This is a genomic window from Telluria sp. ZB4P34 (genome assembly GCF_059686055.1).
In genome coordinates this window covers 84287-102004 of record NZ_JCASIF010000014.1, presented here as the reverse complement: position 1 = coordinate 102004, position 17718 = coordinate 84287, and the positions used below count along the sequence as shown (strand labels likewise).

Genomic DNA, 17718 nt, shown 5'->3' with positions numbered 1-17718 from the left:
GCTATTGGTGCTGCCATGCGCAAACTGGCACATCTGTGCTTTGGTGTCGTCCACTCCGGCAAGCCCTATGATCCAAAATACGCGATGTAGGGCTTGACGGGCAAGACGGTATCTACAGGTTCACCATGCTGCCGGCGTGCTACATTATTGCCATTACCCTTTCGATCCAGGAGAAGTCAATGAGCACCATGACCGGCAACGACCTGCCTGCCAAACCCGCCCTGGGCAAGAGCCTGCTGACGGTAGCGCTCGTCACGGCCGCGATCCTGATGATTCCGCTGGTCGCGATGCAGTTCACCGCCGAGGTCAACTGGACCGGCTCCGACTTCGTGGCCGCCGGCATCCTGCTGGGCCTGGCAGGCCTGGGCATCACCTTCGCGCTGCGCACATTGCGCAGCGCACGAAGCCGTCTCATCGCTATCGGCGTGGTCGGCCTCGCCTTCCTGTACTGCTGGGCAGAGATGGCCGTCGGGATCTTTACCAACCTGGGCAGCTGATAGCGCCCGTCGCGGAGACAAGTCATGACAAATTGAGCTTGACTCCAGACAAGATGTTACACCTGTAACAACGGATTGAGAGTTGGATGAAGTATAATTTTGGGTTCATCCGGCCAAGCCAATCCACATGATTTTCACCCTGACGTACCTGAACGGGGCGCTGCCAGCACGGGCCGCCCCATGATCTCGCCACTGATGCTGCGAGGCCTGTGGGCCTATCGCGGTTTCGTGCTGGGCAGCGTCAAGCGCGAATTCCAGTCGAAATACGTGAACGCGATGCTGGGCGCCGTCTGGTCGGTGCTGAGCCCGCTCGCCATGATCCTCGTGTACACCGTGATCTTTTCCGAGGTCATGCGTGCCAAGCTGCCGGGCAACGATTCCGGCGCCGCCTATTCCATCTACCTGTGCGCCGGCATCCTCACCTGGGGGCTATTCGCCGAGATCGTCGCCCGCGGGCAGAACATGTTCCTCGAGCAGGCCAACCTGATCAAGAAAATCAGTTTCCCGCGCATCTGCCTGCCGATCATTGTCGTGCTCAACGCGCTGGTGAATTTCGGCGTGATCTTCGGCCTGTTCCTCGTTTACCTGTTTGCTACCGGAAACTTCCCGGGCGCCGTGTTCTTCGCCATCGTCCCGGTGCTGCTGCTGCAGATCCTGCTGGCCATCGGCCTGGGGATGGTCACCGGTATCCTGAACGTGTTCTTCCGCGATGTCGGCCAGTTCGTGACCATCGCCATGCAGTTCTGGTTCTGGCTCACGCCGATCGTCTACCCGGCCTCGATCCTGCCCGAAGAAGTACGCCCCATGCTGGCCTACAACCCGATGGCGGCCGTGGTGGCGGCGCACCAGGCGATCCTGGTCGAAGGGAGAATGCCCGACTGGAATGGGCTGATCCCGGCCGCCCTGCTGGCCCTGCTGCTGTGCATCCTGGGCCTGCGTTTGTTCCGCAAGCGCTCCGGCGAAATGGTGGATGAACTCTGATGGGCACCATCGTCGTCAGCAAGCTGGGCAAGGCCTACAAACAATACCCGACACGCTGGTCGCGCCTGGGGGAATGGCTGCTGCCCGTGCGCGGGCCGCGTCACAAGCTCAAGTGGGTGCTCACTGACATCACGTTCCAGGTCTCGCCCGGCGAAGCCGTCGGCCTGATCGGCATCAACGGTGCGGGCAAGAGCACGCTGCTGAAACTCATCACGGGCACCACCCAGCCGACCACCGGCGCGGTCTGGATGGAAGGCCGCGTGGCCGCCCTGCTGGAACTGGGCATGGGCTTCCACCCGGACTTCACGGGGCGCCAGAACGTCTACATGGCCGGCCAGCTGCTGGGCATGACGGTGGACGAGATCACGGGGCTGATGCCGCAGATCGAGGACTTCGCCGGCATCGGCGAGTACATGGACCAGCCGGTGCGGGTCTACTCGAGCGGCATGCAGATGCGCGTGGCCTTTTCGGTGGCCACCGCGCGCCGCCCGGACATCCTGATCGTCGACGAAGCCCTGTCGGTGGGCGACGCCTACTTCCAGCACAAGAGTTTCGACCGCATCCGCCAGTTCCGCAAGGAGGGCACCACCCTGCTCCTGGTGTCGCACGACAAGCAGGCGATCCAGTCGGTGTGCGACCGCGCCATCCTGCTCGATGGCGGCCGCCTGGCGCGCGAAGGCAAGCCGGAAGAAATCATGGACTACTACAACGCCATGATCGCGGAACGCGAGAATGAGCAAGGGCGCGAAACCGTCCGGCAGAACACGACGGACGACGGCAAGGTCCAGACCATCTCCGGCACCGGCGAAGCGACCGTCGCCGACATCGCCCTGCTCGACGAGAACGGCCAGCGCGCCGAAGTGGTCGACGTGGGCGCCGCCGTCACGTTAGAGGTGAAGGTGAAGATCAATGCACCGATCCCGCGCATGGTGCTCGGCTACATGATCAAGGACCGCCTGGGCCAGCCGATGTACGGCACCAATACCCACCTCAAGGGGATGCCGCTCGAGAACGTCGTGCCAGGGGAAGAGGTGGCGTACCGCTTCGCTTTCCCGATGAACCTCGGCCCCGGCACCTATTCGGTGGCGACCGCGATCGTCAGCACCGAGACCCACCTGGTGAATAACTACGAATGGCGCGACCTGGCGCTGGTGTTCACCGTGATGAACATGCGCCGCCCCCACTTCGAGGGCTCGGCCTGGCTCGACCCGGCCATCGACATCCAACGCAGTCCATTGACGCATGAGTTGACGCAATGAGCTTTATCTCCTATTCGCAGAATGCCGAGGACGTGCTGCTGTGGCGCGCGCTCGGCCACATCAAGAACGGCTTCTACATCGACGTCGGCGCCAACGATCCGGAAGAGCATTCGGTCACCAAGGCCTTCTACGACGCCGGCTGGCGCGGCATCAGCATCGAGCCCCTGCCCTCCTTCCACCAGGCCTTCCTCGACCAGCGACCGCGCGACGTCAACCTGGCGATTGCCGCCGGCAGCGCGAACGGCGAACTGACGCTGTACGACACCCCGGCAGTGCGCGGCTGGGCCTCGCCGGAACAGGCGGTCGCCGAACTGCACCGCTCCGAGGGCCACGAAGTCGTCGAGATGAGCGTGCCGGTGCGCACCCTGGCCTCCGTCTGCGAGCAGTACGTGCGGGAAGGCCAGCCGATCCACTTCCTGAAGGTCGATGTGGAAGGCTTCGAAGGCGAAGTGCTGAAAGGGATGGACTTTGCGCGCTGGCGCCCGTGGATCCTGGTGATCGAAGCCACGCTGCCGAACAGCCGCGAAACCAACCATGCGGCCTGGGAAGAGTTGATCACGGGCCAGCGCTACCGCTTCGCCTGGTTCGACGGCCTGAATCGCTACTACGTGGCGGAAGAACACGCCGCGCTGCTGTCCCACTTCGGCGTGCAGCCGAACGTGTTCGACGATTTCATCCCGCACCACCTCGACAAGGCCTGGGCGGCCGAGAAGAAGCTGGCGGCCTTCCTGCGCGAGACCGAAAAGAATGCCGCCGAGGCCGGCAAAGCGGCACGGCTGGCGGCCGAGGATGCGGCGGCGGCGCATCGCGCGGCCCTGCTGAATGCCCAGGAATCGGCGCGCACGATCGAAGCCGCGCAACAGGCCACGCTGCAGGCCCAGCACGCGACCCTGGAGGCGCAGGGCGTCGTCGCGCAGGCCCAGGAAGCCACGCATCAAGCCCAGGAACGCGCCGAACGCATGGCGACCGACGCGCAGGAAGCGAATGCGCGCGCCGTCCAGGCCGAGCACGCAAGGCAGGCCGCCGAGGCGCGCATCGCCGCACTGCAGGCGGAGCTGGCGGCCAGCCAGCACAGCGGCCACCAGCTCACCGAATGGGCGCGCGGACTCGAAGCGCGCCTGCTCGCCACCCACAACAGCACCTCGTGGAAGATCACGGCCCCGCTGCGCGGCCTTGGGCTGGTGCTGCGCTCGGTGCGCCGGCCGGACCTGGCGCGCCGCGTCGTCACGCGCGTCACCAGGAACGAACGCCTGCGCCGCCTCCTGATCCCGGTGCTGCTGCGCTATCCGGCGCTGGGCAAGAAGGTCAGCAGCTCGCTGGCCGCCATCAAGCAGGCGGCGCCTGAACCGGTGGCGCCGGCCGCGGCCGCCGTTCCGGAAGAACTCAGGGGCCTGCCGGTCTCGGTGCGCGCGGTGCTGGGCGACCTGCGGCGCGCCCGCGATGCCGGCGCCGCCGGCGGGAACTGAGGGCCACATGCCGGCCCAGGGAATGCACAAGACTATGCGTATCGTTATCGACTTTCTCCACGCGCAGGACGGCATCGCGCCGGCCGCGCTGACCCTCGCCAGGACATTGGCCGACACGCTCAAGGGCGGCGCGCACGGCTTGCAGCTCGCCGCGCCCCTGTCCAGCCCGGAGCTGCTGGAAGACCTGCGCATGGCCTTCCCCGGCTGCGTGCGCGCCGTCGACCTGGGCGGCGCCGGACTGGCCGGCAACCCGCGCCTGCAGGCCGCCCTGCGCGAGCATGCGCTGGCCAGCCTGGCGCCGGATGTCGTTCTCGTGCCAGTGCCGGATCCCCATGCAGAAGCGACGGAAGGCGCGCCCTTCCCGGTCCTGTACCGCGATCCGCAGGAAGCCGATGCGGCCGCCCTTCTGGTCGAACTCGAAGCCACCGCGGCCGAGCGCGTGCAATGTCCGCTGGCAGGCCGCCCGAAGCTGGCCTACGTATCGCCGCTGCCGCCGGTGAAATCCGGCATCGCCGACTACAGCGCCGAGCTGGCGCCGGAACTGGCCAGGTTCTACGACGTCACGCTGATCGTCGACCAGGAACGCGTCGAGGACGCGCGCCTGGATGGCCTGCCGCTGCGCGCCCCCGACTGGCTGCGCCACCATGCCGGTGAATTCGAGCGCGTGGTCTACCACGTCGGCAATTCGCACGCGCACCAGCACATGTTCGAGCTGATCCGCGACGTGCCGGGCATCGTGGTGCTGCACGACTTCTTCTTCTCGGGGGTACTCGACAACCTGGAACGCGAAGCCTACCTGCCGCAGGGCTTCATGAAGGCGCTCTACGCGTCGCACGGCTATACCGGCCTGCTGGACCACCGCAAGGAAGGCCGCAATCCGGCGATCTGGACCTACCCGGTCAACAAGGGCGTGCTGGACAATGCGGCCGGCGTGATCGTCCATGCCGATTTCTCGAAGGAGCTGGCGGTGCAGTGGTACGGGCCGGGCGCCGCCGATGGCTGGCGCACCATCCCGCTGCTGCGCGGCCGTCCGGAAGCGTCCGGCACGCCTGACGCGCGCGCCGCCGCGCGCGAGCGCCTGGGCGTCAAGGACGGCGAGTTCCTCGTCACCACCTTCGGCATGCTGGGCCGCACCAAGCTCAATGAAGAGCTGCTCGACGCTTTTCTTTCCTCGCCGCTGGCGCAGGACCGGCAATGCCGCCTGGTCTTCGTCGGCGAGAACGACCCCGGCCTGTACGGCGGCGGTCTGGTGCGCAAGATCGGCGCCAGCGAAGCGAAAGACCGCATCCGCATCGCCGGCTTCGTCGATGCCGCCACCTATGCCGACTACCTGGCCGCCAGCGACTGCGCCGTGCAGCTGCGCGCCTCCACGCGCGGCGAAACCTCGGCCTCGGTGCTCGACTGCCTGCTGTATGGCATCCCGACCATCGTCAACGCGCACGGCTCGACTGCTTCGATCGACGACACGCTGCTGCTGAAGCTGCAGGATCGCTTTACGACGCCGGAGCTGGCCGACGCGCTGGCGCGCCTGCGCAAGGACGAAGCGCTGCGCAGCGGTCTCTCCGGGCGCGCGCTGGCGCACATGGCGCGCGAGCACGCGCCCGGCCACGTCGGCAAGCTGTACGTCGAGGCCATCGAAGCCTATGCCGCGCGCAGCCCGCTGGCCGCCTACCGCAAGGTGGTGCGCAGCGCAGCGCCCCTGGCAAGCGATGCCGAACTCGCGCCGCTGGCCGCGGCGATCGCCTTCAACCGCGTCCCCGCCACGGCAAGCGCGCCGCGCCAGCTGCTGGTGGACGTCTCGGCCGTGGTGCAGTCGGACCTGAAGACCGGCATCCAGCGCGTGGTGCGCAGCATCCTGCTGTCGATGATCGCCGATCCGCCGCCGGGCTATCGCATCGAACCGGTGTACTCGCACGGCGGCAACCGCAGCTACCAGTATGCGCGCCAGTTCGGCCTGAACATGGTGGGCGAGACGAGCTTGTCCCTGGAGGACGCCCCCGTCGACCTGCGCCCGGGCGACCTGTTCTTCGGCCTCGACCTGTTCACCAACGGCACCTCGCAGAACGAGCAGCTGCTGCTGTCGATGCGCGACCGCGGCGTCGGCATCTATTTCGTCGTGTTCGACATCCTGCCGATGCTGCGCCCGGACGTGTTCCCCTTCGGGACCGAGCAATACTTCGGCGACTTCCTGCGCACCGTGCACAAGGTGTCGGACGGCGTGCTGTGCATCTCGCGCGCCGTGGCCGACGAATTCGCGGCCTGGACCGACGGCCAGGGCCTGCAGCGCCGCACGCCCCTGAAGCTCGGCCACTTCCACCTGGGGGCCGACATCGACGCCAGCGCGCCCAGCTTCGGCCTGCCGCCGGACGCCGACGGGGTGCTGTCCGCCCTCAAGCAGCGCCCCAGCTTCATCATGGTCGGCACCGTGGAGCCGCGCAAGGGCCATACCCAGACCCTGAACGCCTTCGAGCTGCTGTGGGAACGCGGCCAGGACGTGAACCTGGTCGTGGTCGGCAAGCAGGGCTGGATGATGGAAAAGCTGTGCGAACGCATGGCTTCCCACCCGGAAACATCGAAGCGCCTGTTCTGGATGAACGGCATCTCGGACGAGATGCTGCTCAAGCTGTACGGCGCCTCGTCGGCCCTGCTGTCGCCTTCCGAAGGCGAAGGCTTCGGCCTGCCGCTGATCGAGGCGGCCCAGCACGGCATCCCGATCATCGCGCGCAGCCTGCCGGTGTTCCGCGAAGTGGCGGGCGAGCACGCGTATTACTTCGACGGCCTGGCCCCGCAAGACCTGGCCGATGCGGTCGAAGCCTGGCTGCTCCTGCAGCGCGAAGGCAAGGCGCCGCAGTCGACCGGCATGCCGTGGCTGACCTGGGATCAAAGCGCGCAGCAGGTGCTCGACGGCTTGGTGCGCCAGCAGTGGTACCGGGTCCTGCCGGGCGCAGGGAACGGCGATGCATAAAGCAGACGAAGCGGACATCAGCACGGAAGCCGCGGCGCCCGCCTTGCGGCCACTGGTCGTCGATCTCGACGGCACCCTGATCCATTCCGACCTGCTGTGGGAATCGGTTGTTCTATTTCTGAAGAAAAACATCCTGCGCGCTTGGCTGTTGCCGCTCTGGCTGCTGGCAGGCAAGGCCGGCTTCAAGGAGAAACTGGCGCGCGAAGTCGAGCTCGATCCGGCGGCGCTCCCTTATGACAAACACGTGCTGGCCCTGGTCGCGGCGGAACGCGCACGTGGCCGCACGATCGTGCTGGCTACCGGATCGCAGCATTGCTTCGCAGAGCAGATTGCGGCCCACCTTGGCCTGTTCGACCGGGTGCTCGCCACCGGTCAAGGCGTCAACCTGACCTCGCACAACAAGGCGCGCCGCCTGGTGGAACTGTACGGCGCGCGTGCTTACGATTACATCGGCAATTCGCGCGCCGACCTGCCCGTGTGGCTGGACTGCGCCCACCCCTGGTCGGTCACGCGCAAGCCGTACCGGCTTGCGGACGGCCGCGCCACCGTGCATGCAGGCAGCGTACGCGGCAACCGGGTACGCGCGCTCTTCAAGGCCTTGCGGCCTCGCCAGTGGCTGAAGAACCTGCTGGTATTCGTACCGATGCTGACCGGCCACGCGTTCGACCTGCCAAGCTTCATTGCGTCGCTGCTGGCCTTCGTGGCCTTCTCGCTGTGCGCTTCCAGTGCCTACCTGCTCAACGACGCGCTCGACGCGCAGGATGATCGTGTGCACCCGACCAAGCACACGCGTCCGATCGCCTCCGGCGCCCTGCCCTTGCCGCTGGCCCTGTTCGTCAGCCCGCTGCTGGCGCTCGCCGCCATCGTGCTGTGCGCCTCGGCCAACGTGTTGCTGCTGGCCGCGGTGCTGGTGTACTTCGCCAGCACCGTGCTCTATTCGGTCTGGCTGAAGCGCCTGATGATGGTCGACATCGTGACGCTGGCCATCCTGTACAGCCTGCGCGTGCTCGGCGGGGCCGCCGCCACCGGTATTGCGCCCTCTTTCTGGCTGCTGTCCTTTTCCTTCTTCGTATTCCTGAGCCTGGCGCTGCTGAAGCGCCACAGCGAACTGATCAACCTGCACAAGCGCGGCAAGGACAAGACCCGCGGCCGCGGCTACACCGTCGAGGACCGCCTGCCGGTCGGTGTCATGGGCATCAACAGCGCCTTCCTGTCGGTGCTGGTGTTCATGTTGTATTTTAATTCCGACGAGGTGCTGGATCTGTACCGCACGCCGGCCTGGCTGGCCGGGATCCTGCCGCTGCTGGTGTTCTGGCTCGGCCGCCTGTGGGTCTTGTCGTTCCGCGGCCAGGTCAACGAGGACCCGGTCCTGTACGTGAGCAAGGACAAGCTCAGCCTGGCCGTGGTGGCCTGCTGCCTGGCGCTCGCCTCCCTCGCTTCTTTCTGAGCCCATGCAGAACCCTGTCCCGACAACACGACCGTCCTGGTGGCGCTTCCCGTTCATGGTGGCGCTGGCGCTGTGCGCCCTGCTCGCCATGTACAAACCCTACTTTGGCGGCGACGTGGTCGAGTACACGCTGGCCACCGTCGCCATTGCCGACCATGGTTCGCCCGACATCCGCCCGGAAGACATCGCGCGCGTGCGCACCCTGCTGCCAGGCATGTTCAGCGAACCCTTCGACCTGCTCGAGCGCGGCATGCGCGCCGGCGACCAGCAACTGTATGCGGCGTTCGTACGCGGGCGCGATGGCGACGTATTTCCAGTCCATTACTTCGGCTATTCGCTGCTGGCGGCCGGCCCGTTCAAGCTGTTCGAAGCACTCGGCATCCCGCCCTTCAAGGCCTTCCAGGCAGTGAACCTGATGGCGGTGTTCGTGCTGGCGTTGGCGCTGCGCCGCTTTTTCGGATCGGAAGCCAAGGCCTGGTTCGGCCTCGGCTTGTTCATGTTGTGCGGCGGCGTCCTTTACCTGCACTGGAGCAGTCCCGAATGCGTCAGCGCGGCCCTGCTCCTGGCCGGCCTGATGTTCTACACCAGCGGCGCGCCGCTGGCTGGCAGCGTGCTCGCCGGGCTTGCCGGGCAGCAGAATCCGACCATCGTATTCTTCTTCGGCTTTGCGCCCCTGATCAAGCTGTGGCTCGACTACGACCGCGGGCTGGCCCTGGGTGTCAACCTGCGCGCGCAACTCACGCGCCGCAACCTCCTCGGGCTGGCAGCCGGCATGGCGGTGTTCGCACTGCCGCCGCTGTTCAACCTGTGGCAGTTCGGTGTTCCCAACATCATTGCCAAGCTGTTCTCCGACCCGGGCCTGATCAGTGCGACACGCCTGGCGTCGTTCTACTTCGACCTGAACCAGGGCATGGTCATCGGCGTGCCGGGCCTGCTGTTGTGCCTGCTCCTGCTGCTGCCGGGCGCTGGTGGACGAGCGCGCGGCATGTTGCTGCTGGCCATGCTGCTGACGCTGGCGCTGGCAGTCCCGGCGCTGGCAGTGCTGAACTGGAACTCGGGCGCCGCCGGTGTCATGCGCTACGCATTCTGGGCCGCGATGCCCTTCCTGTTTGCGCTACTGGTACTGCTGCGCCGCATGCCGCGCTGGCCGGATGCACTGCTGGCCGGCCTGGTCGCGATCCAGGCTGTCGCCATGCTGCACGCCCAACGCTACGACTACGTGCATTTCAGCCCGGCCGCAGTGCGGGCGCTGACCTGGGCTCCCCAGTACTATCACCCGGAACCCGAGATCTTTGCCGAGCGCGCAGGCAATCACGACAACTACGTCCAGCCGGACAAACTCTACATGCTGCAGCGCGACGGCGCGGTAATCAAGACACTGGTCCATGCTTCCAACGCGCACGCGGACGAACGGCTGTGCGGCAAGGGCGCAAGCCTGGCGCCCGACATGCCGACCGTGGAGAGCGCACGCGGCTGGCGCTACCTCGACGGTCCGTTGCGCTGTACTGCCGGCGGCTACTTGCAGCGCAGTTTCCAGTTCGATACGCTGCGCGCGGGTAAACCGGTGGCGCTGGTATCCGGCTGGTTCCCGCTGGAGGCAAACGGCCCAGGCTGGGAAGGCGCCTGGTCGCATGGCGCGCGCTCGCGCGTACGCATCGAACTCGACGGCGCCGCCGTCCGCTCGCTGCTCATCACCGGCAACTACCTGGCGCCAAACCGCCAGACCCGCGTCGTGGTAAACGGGACCGACCTCGGTTGGCATGCGCTCGACCGGGCCGGACCGCTGGCGCTGCCGCCAGCCGCCCGCGCCGCCAGCCTCGACATCGAATTCGAACATGCCTCGCCTACCGCGCCCAGCCCGGAAGACCAGCGTCAGCTCGCCTTTTTCCTGCGTGAGATCAGCGTACGACAAGCCCCCGCCAAGCCATGAATTCTCCAGACGCCAACATCGTGAGTATTCCCGTCACTTCTTCTTCGCCGCAAGCAGTGGACACGCCCAATGCGGTTGCTGTCGTCATTCCCAGCTACAAGGTGACCCGCCACATCCTTGGCGTCATCGCGGGGATCGGCCCGGAAGTGGCGCGCATCTATGTGGTCGACGACGAGTGCCCGGACGGCAGCGGCGCATTCGTGCGCGAGCACTGCCGCGATCCGCGCGTCGTGGTGCTCGAGCATGCCGAGAACCAGGGCGTAGGTGGCGCCGTCATGACCGGCTATCGCGCCGCGATCGCCGATGGCGCCAAGGTGATCGTCAAGCTCGATGGCGACGGCCAGATGGACGGCGGCCTGATCCCGGCCTTTATTGCACCGATCCTGGCCGGCGAAGCCGACTACACCAAGGGCAACCGCTTCTTCAACCTGGAGCGCCTGGGCGCGATGCCGCCGATGCGCCTGTTCGGCAACGCCATGCTGTCCCTGATCACCAAGCTGTCCTCGGGCTACTGGGACCTGTTCGACCCGACCAACGGCTATACCGCGATCCACGCCGACTGTGCCCGCTACCTGCCTTTCGACAAGATCAGCAAGCGCTACTTTTTTGAATCGGACATGCTGTTCCGCCTGAACATCCTGGGCGCGGTGGTCGCCGATGTGCCGATGGACGCCGTCTACGGCGACGAAGTCAGCAACCTGAAGATCTCGAAGATCGTCACCGAATTCTTCGGCAAGCACGTGCGCAATTTCGGCAAGCGCATCTTCTACAACTACTACCTGCGCAACATGTCGGTGGCCTCGATCGAGCTGCCGCTGGGGATCCTCTCGACCGTCTTCGGCATCGTCTACGGCGTCTCGCACTGGGTTGCGTCGGCCCGCTCGGGGGTCGAGACCCCGGCCGGCACCGTGATGCTGGCCGCACTGCCGGTGATCATGGGCGTGCAGCTGATCCTTGCCTTCCTGGCGCACGACGTGGCTTCCGTGCCGCGCCGCCCGCTGCACAAGAAAACCCTGTTCCGCCGGCAGCCGCCGAGCGGTGCAGCCAACCAGTGAAGCACATCGCATGACCGTTTCGGCACTCGCTTCACGTTTACTCACGCGCCAGTTCGCTGTCTTCGTCGCCGGCGGCCTGGTCTGCGCGCTGGCGGACATCGGCCTGATGCTGCTGCTGCTGGGGGCCGGCATGCAGGCTACCGCGGCCGCCAGCGCCGGCTTCGCGGCCGGGCTGCTGGTCAACTACGCCTTCCACAGCCGTGTTACCTTCAACACCGCGGCCAGCCCCGCGAACTTCACGCGCTACCTGTGCGTGGTCGGACTGAACTACCTGCTCACCATCGGGTGCGTGGCGCTGGCGGAATCTTCCTTCGACAACCCGCTGGTCGGGAAACTCGTATCGCTGCCGCTGGTGGCGGTGAACGGCTACCTGCTCGGCAAATACTGGATCTTCAAGTGATGCAAGCCTTGCAATCCCTGACATTTGCCCCTGTCCGGAACGACCCCGCCACCCTCGCCACCTACGGCGCGCTGTTCGCCGCGTGCTTTCCCGGCACCGACAAATTCACGCCCGCCTACCTCGACTGGCTGTACGTCGCCAACCCGGACGGCGCCGCCGTCGGCTACGACGCCTGGGACGGCGAGCGCCTGGCGGCGCACTACGTGTGCGTGCCGGCGCGCGCCTGGGTCGAAGGACAGGAGGTGCGGGTGCTGCTGTCGCTGAACACCGCGACCCACCCCGACTACCAGGGCAAGGGCCTGTTCACGAAGCTGGCCGCGATGACCTACGAGGCGGGCGCCCGGGCGGGGTTCGACGGCTGCTACGGGGTCGCCAACGCCAACAGCACGCCCGGCTTCGTGCGCAAGCTCGGCTTCCAGCTGGTGCGTCCGCTGGAAGCGCGCGTCGGCCTGGGATCGCTGCGCCATGCCCCCAAGCCGGCCGCCGCCTCGCTCTCCTTCGAGCGCAGCTGGAGCCTTGACGCCCTGGCCTGGCGCTGCGCCAACCCGCACAACCGCGTATGGCAGCGCGCCAATGGCGCGCGCCTCCAGTTCCACGCGGCCGCCGTAAAGCACCTTCCGGCCTATGCCGAGCTGGAGGCAAGCAGCGTGGCCGCCCCGCCGGCCGGCCGCGCGCCAGCGGCATTTCCCGTGCGCCTGTTCATCGGCCTTGCGCCGGACGCCACCAGCCGCTACTGGAACTACGCCAGCATCCCGATGCGGCTGCGCCCTTCGCCGCTGAACCTGATCTGGCGCGCCTTTACCCCGCGCGTACCACACCTGGACGCCGCGCGCATCCAGTTCACCTTCCTCGACTTCGATGCCTACTGAGCACAGCGCGCTGTTCCTGTTCGCCCACCAGGACGACGAGTTCGGCGTGTACCAGCGCATCCTGGACTGCCGCCGGCGCGGGCTGCGCGTGGCCTGCGCCTACCTGACCGACGGGCAGACCGCCGGCGCCAGCGCCGCGCAGCGCAACCGCGAATCCCTGGCCGTGCTGGCGCGGCTGGGCGTGGCGCCGGAAGACGTGTTCTTCGCCGGCGCCGAACTGGGCATCGGCGACGCGCGCCTGCCGCTGCACCTGGCGAAGGCGGCCGAGTGGATCGGGCGCTGGCTCGATCGCTATCCGCTGCTCGACGCCCTGCACGTCACGGCCTGGGAAGGCGGCCACCACGACCACGACGCCCTGCACGCGCTGGTCGTGCTGCTGGCCGCCGAGCGCGGGCTGCTGGGGCGCACCTGGCAGTTTTCGCTGTACCAGGCCAAGGGGCTGCCCGGCCCGCTGTTCCGGGTGCTGGCGCCGATCGTCGACAACGGGCCGGCGGTCGCCACCCGCATTCCCTGGCGCGCGCGCCTGCGGCACCTGCGCGCCTGCCTGTCCTACCCGTCGCAGCGCAGCACCTGGATCGGCCTGTTCCCTTTCGTGCTGCTGCACTATCTGCTGCGCGGCGTCGAACAGTTGCAGCCGGTGTCGGTACAGCGTCTGGACCAGCGGCCGCATGCGGGCGCGCTGTATTACGAGAAGCGCTGCTTCTTTACCTGGCCGCGCATGCAGGAAGCCCTGGCCGCATGGCGCGCCACGTTGGCCGCACACTGACACCACATTCACCATCATCGACAAAAGTTCACCGTATGCCCTTGCACGACAACAGCTTGCGCCGCCAGCCCTGGCTACCAGTCCTTTGTCTCGCCCTGAGCGCCCTCGCATGGTTCCTGTACCAGCGTAACCACGGCCTGCAACCGACCATCTTCGCCGACGAGTGGTACTACAGCAAAATGGCGCGCCTGATGCCCTTGGCCGAAGCAATCGTGCCGTCCTACCTCTACTTGTGGGTGTTCAGCGCCAGCGCCGCCTGCGGCGCCAGCTTCCTGGAATGCGTGCGCGCCGGTAACCTCGTGCTCTTCCTGGCGGCCGCCCCCTTTGTTTACCTGGTCACGCGGCGCTTTACCGGCAGCGCGATGGCCTGCGCTGTCACGCTCCTCGGCTTGCTGGCGCCGACAAACATCTACACGGCCTATTTCATGCCGGAAGCGAGCTATTACTTCGGCTTCTGGGTGTTGAGTTGGGTGGCGCTGTGCGGCGCCGCCTGGCGTCCGCTCGCAGCTGCGCTTGCCGCAGGCGCCGTTCTTGGGGTGATGAGCCTGGTAAAAGTGCACGCGCTGTTTCTTGCGCCGGCCCTCTGCCTGTTCCTGCTCTATGCGAGCTGGCAGCGTGGCGGCGCCTGGTTCCTGCGCGGTGTAGCTGCCGCGACGGCGGCCGGCGCATGCACGGTGGCGCTCAAGTTCGGCCTCGGTTGGCTATTGGCGGGCGAGGCGGGCCTGAGCCTGCTCGGGCCCTTCTACGAAAGCGCAGTGCATGTGGGCGGCAACTCGTCGCGCCTGGCATTGCTGATGCCCGCTTTCGTCAATGGCCGTGGACACCTGGCGGCGCTGGCCGTGCTGTACGGCGTGCCGCTGGCAATCCTGGTCCATGAACTCGCAACCCGCGCCCTGCGCGCCGGCCCGGACGGGCGCGGTGACCCGCGTAATTTGTTGCACCTGTACGCATTCCTGATGCTGGGCTCGGCCGCCGGCATGACGGTCATGTACACGGCGTCGCTGGCGCAGCCCGGCAGCCATGAAGGCCTGCGCCTGCACCTGCGCTACTACAGTTTTGCGCTGCCTTTGCTGGCGATCATCGCCGCCGCAGCGCTGGCAGGGGGCGGCGATGGGCGCCGCGACACGCGAGACCGGCCGGCCTTGCGCTGGACAATCGCCCTGGCCCTGCTCGGCATGCTTGGCTTTGCCTTCAGCCGCCTGCCCGGCTATGCGCTCAACATGATCGATGGTCCGGAGATCGTCGCACTCGGCCTGGATCGTTTTCCGGGGCGGCTGGTCATCGGATTGCAGGCCGTGCTGGTGCTGGCCTGGGCCATGCGGGCGCGCGCCGCCATGGCGGGCTACCTGTTCATGGCCTTGCCACTGGCTTTACTCATCGGCAACATCAACGTCGGCAAATTCATGGACTTGTACGCGCCGCTCCGCCCCGGAGACATGGCGGGCCGGGAAGTGCTCCGTCATGTGCCTGTGGCAGAGCGCGCCGAGGTCGTCGTGGCTGGCACCGACATGATGGAGATCATGCGCGCCCAATTCCACATCGACGACAGGGATAGCATGCCGCTCCTGCTCGAATCGCATGCGCCAATCGCCGAATACCAGGTTCCGGCCAATAAGAAATGGATACTCGTGCTCGGTAACATGTCCCTGCCCGACTCTGTACAGCCGGTAGTGCGCGCGGCGCACTACACCCTGGCGCGTAGGCCGGAACCGGAGCCCACGGTGCTCAGCATGCATCTTTCGCGTGAGCCGGACGCGAGGCTGGTGCGCGGCTTTGAAGGCCTGTCGCATGCCGAACCCTGGGGCCGCTGGTCGGACGCCAAGCGCGTGGTGATCCATTTCACCCAGCCCTTGCCGCGCCGCACCGGCCTGATCCTTAGCGCCAAGGCCTACGAGGCCAACACCACCTTGCCCTTCACGGTGCGCATAGGTGGCGTGAGCAAGCAATTCCGCCTTGGTTGGACCGAACAGCACATCGGCCTGCACTTCGACACCGACGGCAACGCACATACGCTCGAGATCGACGTGCCGCAGCCCGTGTCGCCGCAAGAACTCGGCCGCTCGGGCGACCCACGCAAGCTCGGTATCGGCATCAGCGAGATCACCCTGACCGACGGTTCCAGAGACATCCGTCCAGCCCAGGCTGCACGTTGATCTCCGTCAACCCCGCTCCCTCCACAGGCCGCTGTGTGAAGTCACGTACGGAATGGCGGCCCCTGCCCGGATAGAGTGAACCCAGACCGGCCGCCAGTGCGACCGGTCAGCTTGCGGCGCGGCTGCAGCCTTGCCGCATACTGCCGCCGCATGTCGGCGCCTCTTCGGGATTCACGATGGCCACAGGATCGGACAAGGAAGACAACCTACAGCGCCCCCTCGACGTGCAGGGCGGCGGCCAGAGCATGGGCGTGCAGGCCGTCGGCGAGGTCGATGGCAATGCCGTCTCCCCCACCGGAAACGCGGGCGTTAACCACTGGCAAGCCAGCTACATCGGCCACGGCGGCCTCGATGAGCGCGGCAACATCTTCTTCGCCGCCGTCGAGATGACGCGCATGCCGATGGTGATTACCGATCCCAACCTCGACGACAATCCGATCGTGTTCGCCAACGGCGCCTTCTTCGACCTGACCGGCTACGAAGAAAGCGAGGTCATCGGCCGCAACTGCCGATTCCTGCAGGGGCCCGACACCGACCGCAGCACGGTCGCAGAAGTGCGCAATGCGCTGTCCGAGCAGCGCGCGGTATCGGTCGACCTCGTGAACTACAAGGCCAACGGCGAGCCCTTCTGGAACGCCTTGTTCATCGGTCCGATCTTCGACCAGCAAGGCAAGCTGCTGTATTACTTCGCCTCCCAGATGGACATCACCGAGCGCCGCAGCATGCTCGAATCGAATTTGCAGGCGCAGAAGATGGAGGCGATCGGCCAGCTGTCGGCCGGCATGGCGCACGACTTCAACAACCTGCTGCAGGTCATCAACGGCAACCTCGACCTGGCCCTGCTCACGGCGACGAAGCTGCCGGCCGCGGCCGAACCGATCCGCCGCGCCCAGCGCGCCACCATGCAGGCCGGCAAACTCACCCAGCAGCTGCTCAGCTTTGCGCGCAAACAGCGCCTCGAACAGAAGCGCGTGAGCCTGAATTCCCTGGTCGTGGATTTTTCCGACATGCTGGTGCGCACCCTGGGCGACGAGGTGGAACTGCGGCTCGACCTGCGTCCCGGCCTGCCCTCCTGCTCGATCGACCCGACCTACCTCGAGATGGCCTTGCTCAACGTCGTCATCAATGCGCGCGACGCCATGCCGCGGGGCGGCGTGGTCACGGTGGGCACGGCCGTGCTCGCCGAGGACCGGCGTATCGCCAACCGGCTGCCGCCGGGTGAGTACGTGGCCATCTGCGTCAACGACGAGGGTGAAGGCATGCCGCAGGACGTGCTCAAGCGCGCCACCGAGCCCTTCTTCACCACCAAGGGCCTGGGCACGGGGCTGGGCCTGGCGATGGTGCATGGCTTCGTGCAGCAGTCGCAGGGCCGGCTCGACATCGAGAGCGAGCCGGGACGCGGCACCCAGGTGCGCATGATCTTCCCGGTGGCCCGGCAGTCGGCGCACGAGGACGGCGGCACCGACGCCGATTCCAAGGCGCGCGAAGCGGGCCGCAAGTGCCGCATCCTGGTGGTGGAAGACAACGAAGACGTGCGCGAACTGGCCGAAGCCATGCTGGCGGCGGCCGACTACGACGTGCTGTCGGCGCCCAGCGGCGAACGCGCGCTGGAACTCTTGGCCCGGGAAGCGGTGGACCTGCTGTTCACCGACGTGATCATGCCGGGCGGGATGAACGGGCTGCAGCTGATCGACCAGGTGCACGCCCGGCGGCCGGAGATGCCGGTGCTGGTGACCACCGGCTACATGGACGAACTGCCAGCGCGCGGGATGCGCGAAAAATCATTGGAGGTGCTGGCCAAGCCCTACCAGCACCAGGATCTGCTGGATCGGGTGCATGCGGCGTTGCATGCGCGCCGGGCGGCTTGATTGATCGCATTTCGTAGGGTGGTCGGCTTGGCCGACCGCGCGTTCAACTAACGGTTGCTCAG

At 66.7% G+C, this 17718-nt stretch carries 13 protein-coding genes; all 13 read left to right on the top strand.

The window, feature by feature from the left end; translation table 11 throughout:
• Positions 1-179: 179 nt before the first annotated feature.
• A complete protein-coding gene (locus tag AC56KL_RS19140) occupies positions 180-497 on the top strand; it encodes a hypothetical protein (RefSeq protein ID WP_497181759.1) in 318 nt (105 codons plus the stop codon).
• A gap of 180 nt (positions 498-677) precedes the next feature.
• Entirely contained in the window at positions 678-1478 is an 801-nt protein-coding gene (locus tag AC56KL_RS19135; RefSeq protein ID WP_497181758.1) for an ABC transporter permease, read from the top strand.
• On the top strand, positions 1478-2737 hold the full coding sequence (locus AC56KL_RS19130) for an ABC transporter ATP-binding protein (protein WP_497181757.1): 1260 nt from the start codon (positions 1478-1480) through the stop codon (positions 2735-2737). The genes AC56KL_RS19135 and AC56KL_RS19130 overlap by 1 nt, the downstream gene beginning before the upstream one ends.
• Entirely contained in the window at positions 2734-4203 is a 1470-nt protein-coding gene (locus AC56KL_RS19125; protein ID WP_497181756.1) for an FkbM family methyltransferase, read from the top strand. The genes AC56KL_RS19130 and AC56KL_RS19125 overlap by 4 nt, the downstream gene beginning before the upstream one ends.
• Positions 4204-4237: 34 nt before the next feature.
• Positions 4238-7168 (top strand): glycosyltransferase, encoded by a 2931-nt coding sequence (locus AC56KL_RS19120; protein ID WP_497181755.1) that lies wholly within the window; start codon positions 4238-4240, stop codon positions 7166-7168.
• On the top strand, positions 7161-8615 hold the full coding sequence (locus tag AC56KL_RS19115; protein WP_497181754.1) for a UbiA family prenyltransferase: 1455 nt from the start codon (positions 7161-7163) through the stop codon (positions 8613-8615). Before AC56KL_RS19120 ends, AC56KL_RS19115 begins: the two co-directional genes overlap by 8 nt.
• Positions 8616-8619: 4 nt before the next feature.
• On the top strand, positions 8620-10545 hold the full coding sequence (locus tag AC56KL_RS19110; protein ID WP_497181753.1) for an MFS transporter: 1926 nt from the start codon (positions 8620-8622) through the stop codon (positions 10543-10545).
• Positions 10542-11600, top strand: coding sequence for a glycosyltransferase family 2 protein (locus tag AC56KL_RS19105; protein WP_497181752.1), 1059 nt, complete (start codon positions 10542-10544; stop codon positions 11598-11600). Before AC56KL_RS19110 ends, AC56KL_RS19105 begins: the two co-directional genes overlap by 4 nt.
• A gap of 10 nt (positions 11601-11610) precedes the next feature.
• On the top strand, positions 11611-12000 hold the full coding sequence (locus AC56KL_RS19100; protein ID WP_497181751.1) for a GtrA family protein: 390 nt from the start codon (positions 11611-11613) through the stop codon (positions 11998-12000).
• The gene (locus tag AC56KL_RS19095) at positions 12000-12869 is read left to right on the top strand and encodes a GNAT family N-acetyltransferase (protein WP_497181750.1); all 870 of its coding nucleotides are present in this window, start codon (positions 12000-12002) and stop codon (positions 12867-12869) included. The genes AC56KL_RS19100 and AC56KL_RS19095 overlap by 1 nt, the downstream gene beginning before the upstream one ends.
• Positions 12859-13635, top strand: a complete 777-nt coding sequence (locus AC56KL_RS19090) for a PIG-L deacetylase family protein (protein WP_497181749.1) — start codon at positions 12859-12861, stop codon at positions 13633-13635. The genes AC56KL_RS19095 and AC56KL_RS19090 overlap by 11 nt, the downstream gene beginning before the upstream one ends.
• A 35-nt stretch (positions 13636-13670) precedes the next feature.
• Positions 13671-15788 carry a DUF7024 domain-containing protein gene (locus tag AC56KL_RS19085; RefSeq protein WP_497181748.1) on the top strand — a complete coding sequence of 706 codons (2118 nt, stop codon included), beginning with the start codon at positions 13671-13673 and terminating at the stop codon, positions 15786-15788.
• A 176-nt stretch (positions 15789-15964) separates the two neighbouring features.
• Positions 15965-17656 carry a histidine kinase famiy protein gene (locus AC56KL_RS19080; RefSeq protein WP_497181747.1) on the top strand — a complete coding sequence of 564 codons (1692 nt, stop codon included), beginning with the start codon at positions 15965-15967 and terminating at the stop codon, positions 17654-17656.
• Positions 17657-17718 lie beyond the last annotated feature (62 nt).

Bases quoted from the DNA above. Each gene is read 5' to 3' on its own strand.
- AC56KL_RS19140 (WP_497181759.1), top strand. From the start codon at position 180: ATGAGCACCATGACCGGCAACGACCTGCCTGCCAAACCCGCCCTGGGC.
- AC56KL_RS19135 (WP_497181758.1), top strand. From the start codon at position 678: ATGATCTCGCCACTGATGCTGCGAGGCCTGTGGGCCTATCGCGGTTTC.
- AC56KL_RS19130 (WP_497181757.1), top strand. From the start codon at position 1,478: ATGGGCACCATCGTCGTCAGCAAGCTGGGCAAGGCCTACAAACAATAC.
- AC56KL_RS19125 (WP_497181756.1), top strand. From the start codon at position 2,734: ATGAGCTTTATCTCCTATTCGCAGAATGCCGAGGACGTGCTGCTGTGG.
- AC56KL_RS19120 (WP_497181755.1), top strand. From the start codon at position 4,238: ATGCGTATCGTTATCGACTTTCTCCACGCGCAGGACGGCATCGCGCCG.
- AC56KL_RS19115 (WP_497181754.1), top strand. From the start codon at position 7,161: ATGCATAAAGCAGACGAAGCGGACATCAGCACGGAAGCCGCGGCGCCC.
- AC56KL_RS19110 (WP_497181753.1), top strand. From the start codon at position 8,620: ATGCAGAACCCTGTCCCGACAACACGACCGTCCTGGTGGCGCTTCCCG.
- AC56KL_RS19105 (WP_497181752.1), top strand. From the start codon at position 10,542: ATGAATTCTCCAGACGCCAACATCGTGAGTATTCCCGTCACTTCTTCT.
- AC56KL_RS19100 (WP_497181751.1), top strand. From the start codon at position 11,611: ATGACCGTTTCGGCACTCGCTTCACGTTTACTCACGCGCCAGTTCGCT.
- AC56KL_RS19095 (WP_497181750.1), top strand. From the start codon at position 12,000: ATGCAAGCCTTGCAATCCCTGACATTTGCCCCTGTCCGGAACGACCCC.
- AC56KL_RS19090 (WP_497181749.1), top strand. From the start codon at position 12,859: ATGCCTACTGAGCACAGCGCGCTGTTCCTGTTCGCCCACCAGGACGAC.
- AC56KL_RS19085 (WP_497181748.1), top strand. From the start codon at position 13,671: ATGCCCTTGCACGACAACAGCTTGCGCCGCCAGCCCTGGCTACCAGTC.
- AC56KL_RS19080 (WP_497181747.1), top strand. From the start codon at position 15,965: ATGGCCACAGGATCGGACAAGGAAGACAACCTACAGCGCCCCCTCGAC.